Raw genomic sequence first — 15,516 nt, forward strand, 5'->3', positions numbered from 1 at the left:
GATGACCACCGTGCTGCCCGACGGACTCGACCTCGCCGAGACCCGCGAGCTGGTCCGGAAGGCGCTCGACGAGGACCTGCGCTATGGGCCGGACGTCACCACCGACGCCACCGTGCCCGCCGACGCCGTCGCCACCGCCTCGGTGGTCGCGCGGCAGGCCGGCACCGTCGCCGGTCTCGACGTCGGTCTGCTCGTCCTCGACGAGGTCATCGGTGCCGATCACTATCGCGTGCTCGACCGGAGGACCGATGGGGAGCGTGTGCTGCCGGGCGACGCCGTCCTGACCGTCGAGGCGCCGACCCGCGGTCTGCTCACCGCCGAGCGCACGATGCTCAACCTCTTGTGTCACCTGTCGGGGATCGCGACGGCCACCTCGCACTGGGTCGATGCGGTGACGGGCACCGAGGCGAAGATCCGCGACAGCCGCAAGACCCTGCCGGGAATGCGCGCACTGCAAAAGTACGCGGTGCGGATGGGTGGCGGCGTCAACCACCGCATGGGACTCGGCGACGAGGCACTGATCAAGGACAACCACGTCGCCGCGGCGGGCTCGGTGGTCGCCGCACTGCGCGCCGTCCGGGAACACGCCCCCGATATCGCGTGCGAGGTGGAGGTCGACACCCTCGAGCAGTTCGACGAGGTGCTCGCCGAGAACGTCGAGTTGATCCTGCTCGACAACTTCCCGCTGTGGCAGACGCAGATCGCGGTGCAGCGGCGCAACACCCATGCGCCGCAGACGCGACTCGAATCCTCCGGTGGCCTGTCCCTCGACGTCGCCGCCGATTACGCGCGCACGGGCGTCGACTACCTCGCGGTGGGTGCGCTGACCCACTCGGTGACCGTGTTGGACTTCGGCCTCGACATGTGACGTGTCGACTCGATGTCGTCTGTCTCCGTGGCTCCGGTACATCGAAGGCAGGCCGGTCCATCGGCCGTGGAACGAGTAGCGGGCTACTCGAATCACACCTCACGAGACCTGCTCGACAGGTAGGGCGGTAACGGTAGACGCACCTGTCGGAGCAGACGGTCCCCGCACGTGCGATTTCTGGGGTAGAACTGACAGCACATCGACGTGCCGGGACCGGTCACGTAGGGGCGGGGCTCCGGTTGTCGCCGGTGCCGGGTGGGGGAGGAAGTGGGGCACGATGCGGCTACCGATGTCACCGACCGACTCGATGTTCCTGCTGGGCGAGTCACGCGATCATCCGATGCATGTCGGCGGTCTTCTGCTGTTCCAGCCGGCGGAAGGCAAGGATGCGAGCGACCTGCGGTCGATGTTCGCCGAGGCGCTCGCCCGTGAGGAACCCGCCGGGCCGTTGTGGTGCAAGCGACCCACTCGCTCGCTGTTCACCCTCGGTCAGTGGGCGTGGGAGGACGACCCGCGCTTCTCGATCGACTACCACGTGCGGTTCAATGCGCTGCCGTCCCCGGGCACGATGGACGATCTGTGGGAACTCGTCTCCCGCCTGCACGCGTCGCTGCTGGACCGCACCCGCCCACTGTGGGAGATGCACCTGATCGAAGGGCTCGCCGACGGTCGCTACGCCCTCTACGTGAAGATCCACCACGCGCTCGCCGACGGGGTGGGGGCGATGCGGCTGCTGCGCCGCGCGCTCAGCACCGACCCGGACCGCACCGACATGCCGGCGCCGTGGGCGGTCGCCGACGCCCAGGCGACGAGCCGCTCGGCGGTGGGCACCGCGATCGGGTTCCCCGGTGCCGTCGTCCGTGCGGCGACCGGCGTGGTGAACGACGCGGTGAATGTGGTGTCCGAGGCGGTGGCCCTGGTCCCGGCCCTCGTCGGTACCGTCGACCGGGCACTGCACAATCGCGGCGGGTCGCTGTCGCTGGGCGCTCCGAACACCATCCTCAACCGTCAGATCTCCGGATCGCGCAGGTTCGCGGCCCGGTCGTGGCCGCTCGAACGACTGCGCATGGTGGCCAAGGCTGCCGACGCGACACTCAACGACGTCGTCCTCGAACTGTCGGGTGGGGCTCTACGGGCGTTCCTCACCGAACACGATGCGCTGCCGGACGATTCGCTGGTCGCCATGGTTCCGGTGTCGTTGCGTCAGAGCACGAACTCGTCGGGCAACGAGATCGGTATCCTGATGTGCACGCTCGGAACGCAGTGCGCCGATCCGGTGGAACGACTTGCGCGCGTGCGCGGTTCGATGATCGAGGGCAAGCATGCGATGAATTCGATGTCGAAGCTCGGTCGTCTCGCGACGAGCGCGGTGGGCGTGGCACCCCTCGCGGTGGGGGTGCTCACCGGCAACCGGGCGCTCCCGCGGCCGCCGTTCAACGTGATCGTCTCGAACGTGCCGGGTCCCGATGCACCGCTGTACTGGAACGGTGCGCGCGTCGACGCGTTGTATCCGCTGTCGGTGCCTGTCGACGGGCAGGCGCTGAACATCACGTGCACGAGTACCGACGACGAGATCGCCTTCGGGCTCACGGCGTGCGGCCGTACGGTGCCGGACCTCACTCGGCTGCTCGATCGTTTCGACGACGAACTCGGGGCTCTGGAATCCGCTCTCGGGGTCCGAGTGGAGGTCGACGACGAGGTGAGTGGGGAGACCGACGCCGGACACGGCTGACCTGTTCCACGACACGACGAAGGGCCGGCCGGGACGAGCGTCCCGGCCGGCCCTGCTCCGGGCGGACGACTACGAGTCGACCGGTTCGAGCGCCGGCCGGTCGTCGAGGCGACGCACCAGCGGTGCCAGCACGATCGCGACAAGGGCGATGCATCCGCCCACGACGAAGGCCGTCTGCACGCCGGAGGCCAGCGCACCGGCCTCACTCGTGGCGTTCGCCTTCTCGGCGCCGATGGTCATCGCGGCGACGAGCACTGCGATGCCCGCGGCTCCGGCGAGCTGCTGCAGCGTGTTCATGATGGCGCTGCCGTGGCCGTACAGACGCGGGGGCAGCGAACCGAGCGAGGCCGTCATGAGCGGGGTCATCAGCATCGCCATGCCGATGCAGAAGACGATGTGCATCGCGACGACGACGCCGAGTGCGGTGTCGGTGCTCAGCTGCGCCAGCCACCACTGTCCGCCGGCGAGCAGGAATGCACCCGGGATCACGAGCGGCCGCGGACCCATCTTGTCGTAGAGGCTGCCGATGATCGGGGAGATCACGCCCTGCACGAGACCGCCCGGCAGGAGCAGCAGGCCGGTGGTGAGGATGGAGACACCGAGGACCGACTGGAAGTAGATCGGCAGCACGATCACGGTGCCGAGCATCGTTGCCATGCAGACCACCACGATGCCCACGGAGATCCGGAATGTGGGGACGGTGAACGGCTTCAGGTCGAGCAGTGCCGAGCCTTCCTGTACCAGCTTCTGCTGACGCGTGACGAACAGTGCGAGCGCGAGTACGCCGACTACGAGGGAGACCACCGGGGTGAGCGCGCCGTCGGAGACGAGCGTGCTGATGTTCGCGAGACCGTAGACCAGGCCGCCGAACGCGAAGACCGAGATCACGATGGACACCACGTCCAGCGGCGCCGCGCGGGTGAGGCTGCGGATCCGGACGAAGAAGAATCCTGCGGCGAGCACGACCACGCCCAGCGCGAGCATGATTCCGAAGAGCCACCGCCAGTTGAGCGCGTCGACGACGATTCCGGCGAGGGTCGGTCCGACGGCGGGCGCCACCGAGATGACGACGGAATTGAGGCCCATGACGGTGCCCCGGTGCTGCACGGGCACCTCGGAGATCGTGGTGGTCATGAGCAGCGGCAGGATGATGGCGGTGCCGGCGGCCTGGACGACGCGTGCGAGCAGCATGATCGCGAAGGTCGGGGCGACGACGGCGAGTGCGGTACCCAGGAGGAACAACACGGTCGCGACGAGGAAGAGGATGCGGGTCGTGCATCGCTGGAGCATGAAGCCGGTGGTCGGGATGACCACGGCCATGGTGAGCATGAAGCCGGTGGTCAGCCACTGGGCGGTGGACGCCGTGATCGAGAAGTCCTGCATCAGTTGTGGCAGCGCGACACTGAGCACGGTCTCGTTGAGGATCATGAGCAATGCGGCGAGGACCAGCACGCCGATCACCTTGGTGAGCGTGCGGGTCGAGGGCGTGCCCTCGCCCGCTGTATCACCGGCCGGGAGGTTGTCCCGATGTTGGACGTCAGTCATGAAAACCTTCTCTTGGAATGAACAACCACGAGATGGTGTCACAATGTGACAACTTGACATAAGCTGACAATCGACCGATGTGTGCGAGATCGCACCGAACGGAGGGGTTCCATGACAGCGACCGACGACGACGTGCCCAGCGACCTCCGGGCCCGGCGACGCCTCGACACCCGCAACGAGATTCACAGTGCCGCACTCGATCTGTTCGAGAAGCGCGGAGTGCGGGAAACGACCGTCGCGCAGATCGCCGACCGTGCAGGAGTGTCCTCCCGTACCTTCTTCCGCTACTTCACCTCGAAGGAGCAGGCCGCGCTCCCAGGGCAGTGGCGATTACTGTCGATGATCGAGTCACTCGACATATCCGGCTCGGAACCCGCCGCGATCCTGTGCGCGATCGAGCACGCCACGGAGAAGGTGGTCGGCCGCGACAGTGACCCGGGGCTCGGGGAGCATCGGCGCGTCGCCCGCCTGCTCGCCGCCCACCCGGAACTGCAGGCACTGGCCGCGGCCCAGGAGAAGTCACTTGTCGACCGGTTGCGCGAACGGATCGCGGAGCAGACCGGGGATACGGATCCGACGACGATCCGACTGCTCGCCGAACTGGCCGTGACGGTGTGGCGCACGAGCTGGGACAGATGGGGCGAACTCGCGCTCTCCGGCGACGACCGTGACCCGGTCGACGTGTATCGCGAGTGCCGGGAATCGTTGCGCCGCATCGTCGAATGAATCGATGCGGGTGGTGGCCGGGACCGACACGCCCGTCGACCGCCCCGATTGGTTACGCTGAGCGCCCGTGACCGACTTCGACAGCCAGGTGGTGGCGGCTGTGACCGCCCACATGAACGACGACCACGCAGCCGACAGCCTGCTCATCGTGCGCGCTTTCGCCGAGCCCGGTGCGACCGAGGCGCGGATGACCGGCGTCGACCGTGAGGCGGGGGAGTGGGTCGTCGCCATCGGCGGTCGCGATCACACCGTGCGCATCCCGTGGCTCGAGCCGGTGACCGACCGGGCCGGGCTCCGCATGGCCGTCGTCGATCTCTACCAGGCCGCGTGTACCCGGCTCGGGGTCGACACCTCGTCCTGATCGCTGCCCCGACCACACTGCCGCCGGGACAGCGCGGTCAGGAAGACGCCGCCACGCGACGGGCGTGCGGCGTCCACACCTCGGTGAGGGTGCGGCGGCCGATGAACACCCCGATGTGGCCGGCATCGGCGACGGTGGTGGTGATCTTCTCCGGCGGGGTCGATACGTACTCTGCGAGCGCGGTGACCTGCCGGGGAGTCGCGATCAGGTCTGCGGAGCCGGCGATCAGATGAACCGGGCAGTCGATGGCCGCGAGGTCGACGACGCGCCCCTCGGCCCTCAGTGTGCCGGCGACGAGTTCGTTGCCCACGAACAGGTGGCGCATGATCCACTCGCGGAATGCCGTAGGGATCTCCTGTTTCCAGGTGAACCAGTGCCGTTCGGCTTCCCAGCGTGCGACCTCGTCGGGATCGTGGAGGAGGCCGAGCAGCGTCATCGCACGCTCGATCTCGCCGATCGGGTCGGTGGTCGGCATTCCCACGGCTCGCGCCGCCCCGTACCAGAAGTCGATCGTCGAGGCCGCGGCCGCATGGGGCGCATGAGCCAGCACCGACAGCGCGGGTTGGTCGACGTGGAAGTCGATCGGTGCCCCCGCCACGGTCAACGAGTGCACGGTCTCGGGATGCAGCGCCGCGTAGATGGTGCCGAGCCACCCACCCTGGCTGTCGCCGATCAGGTTCACCCTGCCGCCGAGATGGGCGACGGCGTCGGCGACGACGGCCAGGTGCTCGTCGATCGAGCAGTCGTCCGTCGCGGTGGTCGCCGGTGCCCAGTCGAGGCAGTGCAGGCGGGTGAGACCGCCGGCTCTGAGTGCTTCGACCTGGCTGCGGTCGACGGAATGGTCGACGATGCACGAGTGCGTGCCGGCCTGCGGCGGCAGCAGCAGGGTGGGAATCTCGTCACGGTCTGCGTCGGGTGCGCCACAGTCGCGAAGACCGCCGAGGGGCCATCGGCGCACCACCGGCCAGTTCGTGGTCCAGCATGGAAGCGTGGCCGAGGCAAGAGCCCGGCTGTACCGGTTCGCGTCGGAGACCACTGTGTACGGTGTGGCGCCGCGTCGCACGAGGCCGGCGAGATAGGCGCTCCAACCGGCGATCGCCGCGGTCCCGAGACGAATCGGGGCCGCGGCGATCCTGGCGGGTGTCAGTGACAGCATGCACTGCACCGGAGAACGTCCGCTGATGCGGTGTTCGGATTCGACAACTGCATCGAGGGAGTCGTCGATTACTTGAGGAGGTCGCGAGCGGTGCTCGTGACGGTGGTGGTGAGCTCGCGAGCGAAGGAGACCTGAGCCTTGGTGAGCTCGGCGACCCACTCGACGGGGGTGGCCTCGGCGACCTTCTCCTGCAGATCCAGAATGCTCGAGACGGCCTTCTCATAGGTGTCGACGCCGAGGTTGCCGCTCTGCTTCGCAGCGTCGATGAACTTCGCGTTGAATTCCTGGAAGCGCTCGGTGGCCTCGTCGACGGTCTTGGTGAACTCGGTGGCGGCCTTGTCGGCGACCGCGGCGGCCGTCGAGGTCAGCTTCTCGGCGGACTGCTGGGCCGTTGCGGTGGCCTCGGTGGCGGCCTTCGTGGCGGCTTCGGTCGCCTTGGCCGCGGCATCGGTGGCCTTGGTGTTGGCGGTGGTGGTCTTGGTCGGTGCGGTCATGATGTGTACCTTCCGTGGGCGCTCGTGACGGGAGCGGAACTTCCCCTGTGGGGGTGCGCTCGGATCAGCGCTGTTAGCAGGTTAGCAAGATGATAGCTAACGCGCAATGTCACTCGAAGACGTAGGTTCCCGGTGCATCGCACAGGGGTGGATGCTGAGCGCTTCCCATCGCCGGCGGGGCGACGAGTTCACCGGCACGCTTCGTCGACCACGCCGTCCAGTCCTCCCACCACGAACCGGGAGTGCGGGTGGTCTTCTCGGCCCAGTCCTTCGGATCCTCGGGCAGCATCGGCAGCTCGTCTGCGTCGGGTGCGCCGACGGCGTCGAACCAGGCCTTCGGGCTCGGGGGATTGACCGCGCCGGCCACATGGCCACCGCTGGTCAGGACGTACCGCACCGATCCGCCGAGCAGCCCCGTGGCCTTGTACGACGAGGTCCACGGCACGATGTGATCGTTGATTGCGCCGACCACGTAGGTGTCGCACGTGATGTCCGACAGGTCGAGGACCTCGCCGTCGAGCTCGTACACGCCGCGCGCGAGCTCGTTGCGGCCGTACAGCGACCGCAGGTAGTGCGAGTGCATCTTCGCCGGCATGCGGGTGCTGTCCTCGTTCCACGCCAGGATGTCGAAGGCGGCGGGCTTCTCGCCCTTCATCCACCGCGACACCCAGTAGTTGAAGATCAGGTCCCGCGCGCGGATCATGTCGAAGCTGCCGGCCATCTCGTTACCCGAGAGGAAGCCCTGCTTGCTCATCCGGAATTCGACGCGGTCGAGCGTCGCCGGGTCGGTGAGCAGTGCCAGCTCGCCGACCTCGCTGTAGTCGAGGAGCGTGTTGAGCATGGTGAAGGCGCTGATCCGCTTGTCGCCGAGCTTGCCCATCCGGGCTGCGGCCATCGCCGCCATCGCTCCACCGAGGCAGATCGAGAGCACCTCGATGCGCGACGACCCGGTGACCTCTTCGACGACATCGAGTGCCGCCGAGACGCCCTGCCGGTAGTAGTCGTCCATCGTGATCTCGTGCATCGACTCGCCCGGATTGCGGTACGAGATCGCGAACACGGTGCGATTGTGCTGCACCGCCCATTCGATGAGGCTGCGCTGCGGGGCGAGATCGAGGATGTAGTACTTGTTGATCCACGGCGGCGCGGCCAGGATCGGGATCTCGTGCACCTCGCCGGTCTGTGGGGCGTACTGGATGACTTCGATCAGATCGTTGCGGAAGACGACCTTGCCGGGGGTCGCAGCCATGTTCTCGCCGAGGGTGAACGCCTCGCGGTCGACCTTGAGCGGCAGTCCCTTTCGGTGCATGACGTCCTCGACGGCGTACTTCGCGCCGCGGAACAGGCTCGCGCCGCCGGTGTCGAGCGCGCGCACGAGCACACCGGGGTTGATGAGGAAGTTCGACGGCGCGAGCGCGTCGAACATCAGGTTCGCGAACTGGCGTGCCTTGCCGTCCTGCACCGGATCGCCCGCGCCGGCCTCGGTGAGATCCTCGACATATTCGCGGGTGGCGAGATAGCTCTGCAGCAGCGCGAAGTAGGCCGGATTCTCCTTCCACGCGGCGTCGGAGAACCGGCGATCCTTCGGATCCAGCGCGACCGGGGCCTGGGGGTCGCGGGCGCTCCACACGCGGGTCGACGCCGCCGGGATGTTCGCCAGGCGATGGGCGTACTCCGTGGTCGCGCCTGCCACGGCACGCGGATTCTTCACTGCACGCCCGGCGACGGATGCGACGGCCGGCCCCCAGCCGATCGGGTCGAGGGAGGAGGTGAGCTTCTTCTGCAGATGGTTGAGCACCGAGCAACTCCAGAACTGGGTGGATGGTCCAGAGCCGAGATTGGCATCGCCCGCGAAGGCGCGCACCTTACCCCCAGGTACGTGCTACCTGCATGTTCGTCGAACAGCCGACGAAATCGGGCTGACCTGGATGGCCGCGTGACGCACAGGTCTCATTGCTGCCGAATGTGAAAATGATCACTCCTCCTCGGCGTTGCGCCCTCCACTACGCCGCCGGCGCGCGACGGTCACCTCCCGGAAGGCCTCGTACATCTCCTCGAGTGAACGCCGCTGGGCGTTGGTGAGGTCGGGATCCTCGCGAATCGCCCGCAGGACTGCGGACTCCGCTCCGTCGTCGGTCTGCGCGTGGGCCGCGAGCGTGTCGGCGGACAGATGCAACTGGTCGGCGATCGCTTGCAGCACACGCTCGCTCGGCGCCCGCAGGTTCCGTTCGATCTGCGACAGGTACGGATTCGAGATGCCCACCATCGACGCGAGCTGACGCATGGGCAGTTCTGCGAGCTCACGCTGGCGGCGGATCAATTCGCCCAGCGTGCTCGGGCGCGACTCGTCCTCGTCCATGCCGACAGCATAAGGGCGGTGATCCGTGCCGAGAGGTTCCTCACGCGGGCGCGACTTCAACCGTCGTCAGGGGATGCGGGATAGTAGAAGGTGATCCCTGTTCGACGAGAGAGGACACCTCATGCTTGCCCGCACCGACCTGCGCGGTCGTACTCCCACCACTGCGGAGCTCAGGGGCGCGTTGCCCCGCGGCGGAGTGGACGTGGACGCGGTGCTCCATCAGGTCCGTCCCGTCGTCGAGGACGTGCGCGACCGCGGCGCCGACGCCGCACTCGACTACTGCGAGAAGTTCGACGGAGTCCGACCCGCCACGGTGCGCGTCCCGGCCACCGAACTCGAACGCGCCCTCGCCGAACTCGAACCCGCGGTCCGCGCCGCCCTCGAGGAAGCCATCGAGCGCACGCGCGTCGTACACGCGGCTCAGCGCCGCACCGACGTCACGACCGAGGTCGTCCCCGGCGGCACCGTCACAGAGCGCTGGGTGCCGGTCGAGCGCGTCGGCCTCTATGTGCCCGGCGGCAACGCCGTCTACCCGTCGTCGGTCGTGATGAACGTCGTTCCGGCGCAGGCAGCCGGCGTCGAATCGCTCGTCATCGCCTCACCGCCGCAGAAGAACTTCGGCGGCCTGCCGCACCCGACCATCCTCGCCGCGGCAGCACTGCTCGGCGTCGACGAGGTGTGGGCCGTCGGCGGCGCCCAGGGCGTGGCACTGCTGTCCTACGGCGGCACCGACACCGACGGCGCGGAACTCGCTCCGGTCGACATGATCACCGGGCCCGGCAACATCTACGTCACCGCCGCCAAGCGGCTGTGTCGCGCCGTCGTCGGCATCGACGCCGAGGCGGGCCCCACCGAGATCGCGATCCTCGCCGATGACACCGCCGACGCCGTGCACGTCGCCGCCGATCTCATCAGCCAGGCCGAGCACGACGTCATGGCCGCTTCGGTGCTCGTCACCACCAGCACCGATCTCGCCGACGCCGTCGACTCCGCGCTCGCCGCGCAACTCGAGCTCACCAAGCACCGCGAACGTGTCACCACCGCGCTGTCCGGAAGCCAGTCCGGCATCGTCCTCGTCGACGACATCGAGCAGGGCCTGAAGGTCGTCAACGCCTACGCCGCCGAGCACCTCGAGATCCAGACCGAGAACGCCTCCGCGGTCGCCGCACGCGTCCGCTCGGCCGGGGCGATCTTCGTCGGGCCGTGGGCACCGGTCTCCCTCGGCGACTACTGCGCCGGATCGAACCACGTGCTGCCCACCGCCGGCTGCGCCCGGCACTCCTCGGGTCTGAGCGTGCAGACCTTCCTGCGCGGCATCCACGTCGTCGAATACACCGAGGCGGCCCTGAAGGACGTCTCCGGTCACGTGATCACTCTCGCGAACGCCGAGGATCTGCCCGCCCACGGTGAAGCCGTCCGTCTGCGATTCGAGGCGCTCAAGTGACCCAGATCCCCGGCTCCCGCATCACCCTCGCCGACCTGCCGCTGCGCGAGAACCTGCGCGGCAAGTCGCCCTACGGTGCGCCGCAGCTGACGGTGCCCGTCCAGCTCAACACCAACGAGAATCCGCATCCGCCCACGCAGGCGCTCGTCGACGACGTCGCCGAGGCCGTGCGCGAGGCGGCCACGCAGCTGCACCGCTACCCCGACCGCGACGCGGTCGCACTGCGCACCGATCTCGCCGCCTACCTCACGCAAGCGTCCGGTGTCCCGCTCGGAGTCGAGAATGTCTGGGCAGCAAACGGTTCCAACGAGATCCTGCAGCAACTCCTGCAGGCCTTCGGTGGTCCCGGACGCACCTCGATGGGCTTCGTGCCGTCGTACTCGATGCACCCGATCATCGCCGACGGCACGCAGACCGAATGGCTGCCCACCTACCGGCGCGAGGACTTCACCCTCGACGTCGAGGCATCCGTGGCGGCCATCCGTGAGCGGCGGCCCGACGTCGTCTTCGTCACCAGCCCCAACAACCCGACGGGACACAGCATCCCGCTCGGCGAGTTGCGGGTGATCCTCGACGCCGCACCCGGCATCGTGATCGTCGACGAGGCGTACGTCGAGTTCTCCTCGCAGCCGAGCGCGCTGAGCCTCATCGACGAGTACCCGGCGAAGATCGTCGTCTCGCGGACGATGAGCAAGGCGTTCGCGTTCGCCGGCGGACGGCTCGGCTATCTCGCCGCAGCTCCCGCGGTGATCGAGGCCTTGCTGCTCGTGCGCCTGCCCTACCACCTGTCGGTCGTCACCCAGGCCGCTGCGCGGGCCGCTCTGCGGCACGCCGACGAAACCCTCGGGTCGGTCGCGGAACTGGCCGCCGAGCGCGATCGTGTCGCCGCCGAACTCGCCCGGTTCGGCTACGACGTGATCCCCTCCGACGCCAACTTCATCCTGTTCGGCCGCTTCGCCGACGCCGCCGCCACGTGGCAGCGGTACCTCGACGAAGGGGTGCTCATCCGGGACGTCGGTATCCCGGGACACCTGCGCACCACGATCGGCCTGACACACGAGAACGACGAGTTGCTGCGCGTGAGCGAAAAGCTGGCGGCGACGGAAATCGAGGCATCCCGATGAACGACAGCCCCACGACCGGCCGCACCGCACGGGTCGAACGCACCACGCGCGAATCGAGCATCGTCGTCGAGATCGACCTCGACGGCACCGGTCGCACCGAGATCTCCACGGGCGTCCCGTTCTACGACCACATGCTCACCGCGCTCGGTCAGCACGGCAGCTTCGATCTGACCGTCCAGGCGCAGGGTGACGTCGAGATCGACGCGCACCACACCGTCGAGGACACCGCGATCGTGCTCGGTCAGGCCTTCGGTCAGGCTCTCGGCGACAAGCGGGGCATCCGCCGGTTCGGCGACTGCTTCATCCCCATGGACGAGACGCTCGCGCACGCCTCCGTCGACGTGTCCGGCCGTCCCTACTGCGTGTTCACCGGCGAACCCGACTACATGGTGCACTCGGTGATCGGGGGATATCCCGGCGTGCCCTACTCGACGGTGATCAACCGGCACGTGTTCGAGTCGTTCGCCTTCCACGCCCGCATCGCACTGCACGTGCGGGTGCTCTACGGCCGCGACCCGCACCACATCACCGAGGCCGAGTTCAAGGCGGTCGCCCGCGCGTTGCGCGAGGCGGTCGAACCCGACCCGCGTGTGTCCGGCATCCCGTCGACGAAGGGCAGTCTCTGACAGATGGATGTCGTCCTCACCTATCTGTGCTTCATCGTGGCAGGGTTCGCCGCCGGCGGAACGTGGTCGATGTGGAAGGCGCGCAACACGTTGTTCGCGGGTGTGCTGCTGGCTCTGACCGTGCTGGCGGCCGCCGCAGGCGTCTTCCGGTTGCTCTGACGTGGCGGAACCGCAAGGACTGTTCACCGTTCGTGGTCTGATCCCGGCATGGTCGACGTCGGCGGCGGCCTTCGGTGGATTCTCTCTGCTGCTGCCGGTCGTGCCGTGGGCGATCGCCGAAGCGGGCGGCAGCGACACGCTCGCCGGGTCGGTGACGGCGGTGTTCATGCTCACCACCGTCCTCACGCAACTCGCGATGCCGCGGTTGCTGCGCGCGTTCGGTCACCGCGCGACACTCGCGGCCGGCTGCCTGTTCCTCGGGCCGCCCTCGCTGCTGTTCCTCGTGTCGATGGCCCCGGCTGCGGTGCTCGGGATCTCCGGGCTCCGCGGCATCGGATTCGGCATGATCACCGTGGCGGCGGCCGCCCTCGTCGGTGAGCTGTCGCCGCCCCGGTTGCTCGGCCGAGCAACCGGCATGCTCGGCATCGCGATCGCCGCCTCCCAGACGATCGGCCTGCCCGCCGGGCTGGCGATCGCCGAGCAGTTCTCCACCACGCCGGTGTTCGTGCTGGGTGCAGTCATCTCCTCCGCAGGTCTGCTCGCGGCGATCCGACTGCCGCGCCTGACCGCGAAGCAGTCTCGGACGGCTCGACGGGTGCCTCCGCTCGTGCTGCTGTTCCCGCTGGTCGCCGTCGGCGCGGGAGCGATCGCCTACGGCGGACTCACCTCACTGTTGCGCATCGCGGTCGCCGGCCTGCCCGTGGCCGCCGCGCTGGCGGTGCTCAGCGCGTCATCGCTGATCGGGCGGTACGCCGCCGGTTCCGTCGCCGACCGGATAGGTGCGGGCAAGATGCTGCCTGTCGGCCTCGGCCTGGCAGCCCTGGCGATGATTCCTTTCGCCCTCGTCGCCGACGACCGAGGGGGAGCGGTCCTGCTGATCGTCGCCGCGATCGCGTTCGGTCTCGGATTCGGCGTCGTCCAGAACGAAGCATTGCTCGTCGCGTTCCGCCGGGCCGGCGCGGGCAACACCGGCTCCGCGAGCGCCGCCTGGAACATCGGTTTCGACGCCGGCACGGGCGCGGGGTCGTTCGCGCTCGGCGCGCTGGCCGCGGCGGCGGGATATCCGGCCGCGTTCACGGTCGCGGCGGTGCTGGTCCCGACGCTGCCGCTGCTCGCCCGACTGGCCGGGCCGTCGGAACGCCCCCGTCCCACCGCATAGAATCGACGTCATGAGCGCAACCACGGTCGCCGTCCTCGACTACGGCTCGGGCAATCTCCACTCCGCCACGCGGGCAGTCGCCCGTACCGGCGTCGATGTGGAGGTCACCGCCGACCCGAAGATCGCGCTCGCCGCCGACGGACTCGTCGTCCCCGGCGTCGGCGCCTTCGACGCGTGCATGAAGGGTCTGCGCAGCGTCGGCGGCGACAAGATCATCGGCACTCGTCTGGCTGGTGGCCGTCCGGTGCTCGGTATCTGCGTCGGCATGCAGATCCTGTTCGAGCGCGGCGTCGAGCACGGCATCGAGACGGAGGGCTGCGGAGAGTGGCCGGGCACCGTCGAGCGTCTGGACGCCCCGGTGCTGCCGCACATGGGGTGGAACACCGTCGAGGCGCCTGCCGACTCGGTGCTCTTCGCCGGCATGGACGCCGACACTCGCTTCTACTTCGTCCACACCTACGCCGCCCGCACGTGGGAACTCGACGCCCCCGAGCGTCTCGCCCCGCCGAAGGTGACCTGGGCCGAGCACGGCAGCCGGTTCGTCGCCGCCGTGGAGAACGGTCCGCTGTCGGCCACCCAGTTCCACCCGGAGAAGTCCGGCGACGCCGGCGCGCAGCTGCTGCAGAACTGGGTCGGCTCGTTGTGACCGACCCGCGGCGCGGCCGGTCGACCGGAGACTTCTCCTTCGGCCGTCACGCCCTGATGTCGGTCGGTACGGCCACCGTCGTGCTGCTCGTCACCGCGATCGCCGTCGTGACGGTTCGGCCCACGCCGGTCGTCGGGTTGGTCATCGCACTCGTCGGCATCGTGGCGGCCGTCGTGGCGATGGGTGTCGTGTCGACGCGGTCGACCCGCCGTGCCTTCGGCACCGACAAGGACGACCGTCCCGGAACCTGACGCGCCGAAGCGGGGTTTGCCTCGCGTGTGGCGGTAGCGAACCCCGGTCGGGCGCGCGAAGTACGCCGGCCCTGGCGCGGCCACCCCCGCGTTTGGCGTCGTCACCGGTCCTGGCACTAATGTGTACGCAGTGAGCCTGGTCCTTTTGCCCGCAGTCGATGTCGTCAACGGTGAAGCAGTTCGCCTCGTTCAGGGAGAGGCGGGCAGCGAGACCGGCTACGGTTCGCCCCGCGACGCCGCCCTCGAATGGCAGAACGCCGGAGCCGAATGGGTGCACATGGTCGATCTCGACGCGGCGTTCGGTCGTGGCGACAACCGTGCACTCCTCGCCGACGTCGTCGGCGAACTCGACGTGAAGGTCGAACTGTCGGGCGGCATCCGCGACGACGAGACCCTCGCTGCGGCCCTCGCGACCGGCTGCGCCCGCGTGAACCTCGGCACCGCCGCGATCGAGAACCCCGAGTGGTGCTCCCGCGTCATCGGCGAGTTCGGCGACCGGATCGCCGTGGGCCTCGACGTCAAGCTCCTGGACGGGCAGTGGCGGCTGCGCGGTCGCGGCTGGGTCTCCGACGGCGGCGACCTGTGGGAAGTGCTCGAGCGTCTCGAGCGCGACGGCTGCTCGCGCTACGTCGTCACCGACGTGACCAAGGACGGCACGCTCAGCGGCCCGAATCTCGATCTGCTCCGCGAGGTCTGCGCGGCCACCGATTCTCCGGTCGTCGCGTCCGGCGGCGTCTCGACCGTCGACGACCTGCGTGCCATCGCGACGCTCGTCGAGCAGGGCGTCGAAGGCGCCATCATCGGAAAGGCGCTCTACGCGGGCCGATTCACCCTGACCGAGGCGCTCGACGCCGTCTCGCGCTGAC

Annotated in this window: 17 protein-coding genes; 12 read left to right on the forward strand and 5 right to left on the reverse strand. The window is 68.7% G+C overall.

Going from position 1 to position 15,516, the window contains the following annotated elements; all coding sequences use genetic code 11:
* Nucleotide 1 precedes the first annotated feature (1 nt).
* Together nadC and GON09_RS03480 are read left to right on the forward strand one after the other, a co-directional pair.
* Nucleotides 2-868: a carboxylating nicotinate-nucleotide diphosphorylase gene (gene nadC / locus GON09_RS03475; protein ID WP_213930614.1), complete on the forward strand. Its 867-nt coding sequence runs from the start codon at nt 2-4 to the stop codon at nt 866-868.
* 277 nt (nt 869-1,145) lie between these two features.
* Nucleotides 1,146-2,600, forward strand: coding sequence for a WS/DGAT/MGAT family O-acyltransferase (locus GON09_RS03480; RefSeq protein ID WP_213930615.1), 1,455 nt, complete (start codon nt 1,146-1,148; stop codon nt 2,598-2,600).
* Nucleotides 2,601-2,669: 69 nt separating this feature from the next.
* Here the strand turns inward: GON09_RS03480 and GON09_RS03485 are convergent, their stop codons facing one another.
* Nucleotides 2,670-4,145 (reverse strand): MDR family MFS transporter, encoded by a 1,476-nt coding sequence (locus GON09_RS03485; RefSeq protein WP_213930616.1) that lies wholly within the window; start codon nt 4,143-4,145, stop codon nt 2,670-2,672.
* 111 nt (nt 4,146-4,256) lie between these two features.
* On the opposite strand from GON09_RS03485, the gene GON09_RS03490 reads away from it, so the two are divergent.
* Both GON09_RS03490 and GON09_RS03495 read left to right on the forward strand, forming a co-directional pair.
* Nucleotides 4,257-4,871, forward strand: a complete 615-nt coding sequence (locus tag GON09_RS03490; RefSeq protein WP_213930617.1) for a TetR family transcriptional regulator — start codon at nt 4,257-4,259, stop codon at nt 4,869-4,871.
* Between the two features lie 67 nt (nt 4,872-4,938).
* The gene (locus GON09_RS03495; protein WP_213930618.1) at nt 4,939-5,232 is read left to right on the forward strand and encodes a DUF2470 domain-containing protein; all 294 of its coding nucleotides are present in this window, start codon (nt 4,939-4,941) and stop codon (nt 5,230-5,232) included.
* A 37-nt stretch (nt 5,233-5,269) separates the two neighbouring features.
* On the opposite strand, the gene GON09_RS03500 is transcribed toward GON09_RS03495, so the two are convergent.
* The 4 genes from GON09_RS03500 to GON09_RS03515 all read right to left on the reverse strand — a co-directional run bounded on the left by GON09_RS03500 (nt 5,270) and on the right by GON09_RS03515 (nt 9,241).
* On the reverse strand, nt 5,270-6,388 hold the full coding sequence (locus tag GON09_RS03500) for an alpha/beta fold hydrolase (RefSeq protein WP_213930619.1): 1,119 nt from the start codon (nt 6,386-6,388) through the stop codon (nt 5,270-5,272).
* Between the two features lie 68 nt (nt 6,389-6,456).
* Complete coding sequence (locus GON09_RS03505; RefSeq protein WP_213930620.1) at nt 6,457-6,882, reverse strand: hypothetical protein; 426 nt, start codon at nt 6,880-6,882, stop codon at nt 6,457-6,459.
* A gap of 109 nt (nt 6,883-6,991) precedes the next feature.
* Entirely contained in the window at nt 6,992-8,680 is a 1,689-nt protein-coding gene (locus GON09_RS03510; RefSeq protein WP_213930621.1) for a PHA/PHB synthase family protein, read from the reverse strand.
* A gap of 177 nt (nt 8,681-8,857) precedes the next feature.
* Complete coding sequence (locus GON09_RS03515; protein ID WP_213930622.1) at nt 8,858-9,241, reverse strand: helix-turn-helix domain-containing protein; 384 nt, start codon at nt 9,239-9,241, stop codon at nt 8,858-8,860.
* Nucleotides 9,242-9,362: 121 nt separating this feature from the next.
* Between GON09_RS03515 and hisD the strand changes: the two genes are divergently transcribed.
* The 8 genes from hisD to priA all read left to right on the forward strand — a co-directional run bounded on the left by hisD (nt 9,363) and on the right by priA (nt 15,515).
* Nucleotides 9,363-10,685 carry a histidinol dehydrogenase gene (gene hisD / locus GON09_RS03520; protein ID WP_213930623.1) on the forward strand — a complete coding sequence of 441 codons (1,323 nt, stop codon included), beginning with the start codon at nt 9,363-9,365 and terminating at the stop codon, nt 10,683-10,685.
* Nucleotides 10,682-11,809, forward strand: coding sequence for a histidinol-phosphate transaminase (locus GON09_RS03525; RefSeq protein ID WP_374195272.1), 1,128 nt, complete (start codon nt 10,682-10,684; stop codon nt 11,807-11,809). The genes hisD and GON09_RS03525 overlap by 4 nt, the downstream gene beginning before the upstream one ends.
* Entirely contained in the window at nt 11,806-12,435 is a 630-nt protein-coding gene (gene hisB, locus GON09_RS03530) for an imidazoleglycerol-phosphate dehydratase HisB (protein ID WP_213930624.1), read from the forward strand. Before GON09_RS03525 ends, hisB begins: the two co-directional genes overlap by 4 nt.
* 3 nt (nt 12,436-12,438) lie before the next feature.
* On the forward strand, nt 12,439-12,594 hold the full coding sequence (locus tag GON09_RS03535; RefSeq protein ID WP_016696019.1) for a hypothetical protein: 156 nt from the start codon (nt 12,439-12,441) through the stop codon (nt 12,592-12,594).
* Between the two features lies 1 nt (nt 12,595).
* Nucleotides 12,596-13,753 (forward strand): MFS transporter, encoded by a 1,158-nt coding sequence (locus GON09_RS03540; protein ID WP_213930625.1) that lies wholly within the window; start codon nt 12,596-12,598, stop codon nt 13,751-13,753.
* Nucleotides 13,754-13,763: 10 nt separating this feature from the next.
* Nucleotides 13,764-14,399 (forward strand): imidazole glycerol phosphate synthase subunit HisH, encoded by a 636-nt coding sequence (hisH, locus tag GON09_RS03545; RefSeq protein ID WP_213930626.1) that lies wholly within the window; start codon nt 13,764-13,766, stop codon nt 14,397-14,399.
* On the forward strand, nt 14,396-14,650 hold the full coding sequence (locus GON09_RS03550; protein ID WP_213930627.1) for a hypothetical protein: 255 nt from the start codon (nt 14,396-14,398) through the stop codon (nt 14,648-14,650). The genes hisH and GON09_RS03550 overlap by 4 nt, the downstream gene beginning before the upstream one ends.
* A gap of 130 nt (nt 14,651-14,780) precedes the next feature.
* Nucleotides 14,781-15,515, forward strand: a complete 735-nt coding sequence (gene priA, locus GON09_RS03555) for a bifunctional 1-(5-phosphoribosyl)-5-((5-phosphoribosylamino)methylideneamino)imidazole-4-carboxamide isomerase/phosphoribosylanthranilate isomerase PriA (RefSeq protein WP_213930628.1) — start codon at nt 14,781-14,783, stop codon at nt 15,513-15,515.
* The last annotated feature ends 1 nt before the right edge of the window (nt 15,516 follow it).

It is taken from the genome of Rhodococcus sp. B50 (assembly GCF_013602415.1).
In the GTDB taxonomy this organism is placed as follows: Bacteria; Actinomycetota; Actinomycetes; order Mycobacteriales; family Mycobacteriaceae; genus Rhodococcus.

What these genes read in the sequence shown, in the direction of transcription:
- nadC (WP_213930614.1), top strand. Translation starts at nt 2, where the DNA reads ATGACCACCGTGCTGCCCGACGGACTCGACCTCGCCGAGACCCGCGAG.
- GON09_RS03480 (WP_213930615.1), top strand. Translation starts at nt 1,146, where the DNA reads ATGCGGCTACCGATGTCACCGACCGACTCGATGTTCCTGCTGGGCGAG.
- GON09_RS03485 (WP_213930616.1), bottom strand. Translation starts at nt 4,145, where the DNA reads ATGACTGACGTCCAACATCGGGACAACCTCCCGGCCGGTGATACAGCG.
- GON09_RS03490 (WP_213930617.1), top strand. Translation starts at nt 4,257, where the DNA reads ATGACAGCGACCGACGACGACGTGCCCAGCGACCTCCGGGCCCGGCGA.
- GON09_RS03500 (WP_213930619.1), bottom strand. Translation starts at nt 6,388, where the DNA reads ATGCTGTCACTGACACCCGCCAGGATCGCCGCGGCCCCGATTCGTCTC.
- GON09_RS03505 (WP_213930620.1), bottom strand. Translation starts at nt 6,882, where the DNA reads ATGACCGCACCGACCAAGACCACCACCGCCAACACCAAGGCCACCGAT.
- GON09_RS03515 (WP_213930622.1), bottom strand. Translation starts at nt 9,241, where the DNA reads ATGGACGAGGACGAGTCGCGCCCGAGCACGCTGGGCGAATTGATCCGC.
- hisD (WP_213930623.1), top strand. Translation starts at nt 9,363, where the DNA reads ATGCTTGCCCGCACCGACCTGCGCGGTCGTACTCCCACCACTGCGGAG.
- hisB (WP_213930624.1), top strand. Translation starts at nt 11,806, where the DNA reads ATGAACGACAGCCCCACGACCGGCCGCACCGCACGGGTCGAACGCACC.
- GON09_RS03535 (WP_016696019.1), top strand. Translation starts at nt 12,439, where the DNA reads ATGGATGTCGTCCTCACCTATCTGTGCTTCATCGTGGCAGGGTTCGCC.
- hisH (WP_213930626.1), top strand. Translation starts at nt 13,764, where the DNA reads ATGAGCGCAACCACGGTCGCCGTCCTCGACTACGGCTCGGGCAATCTC.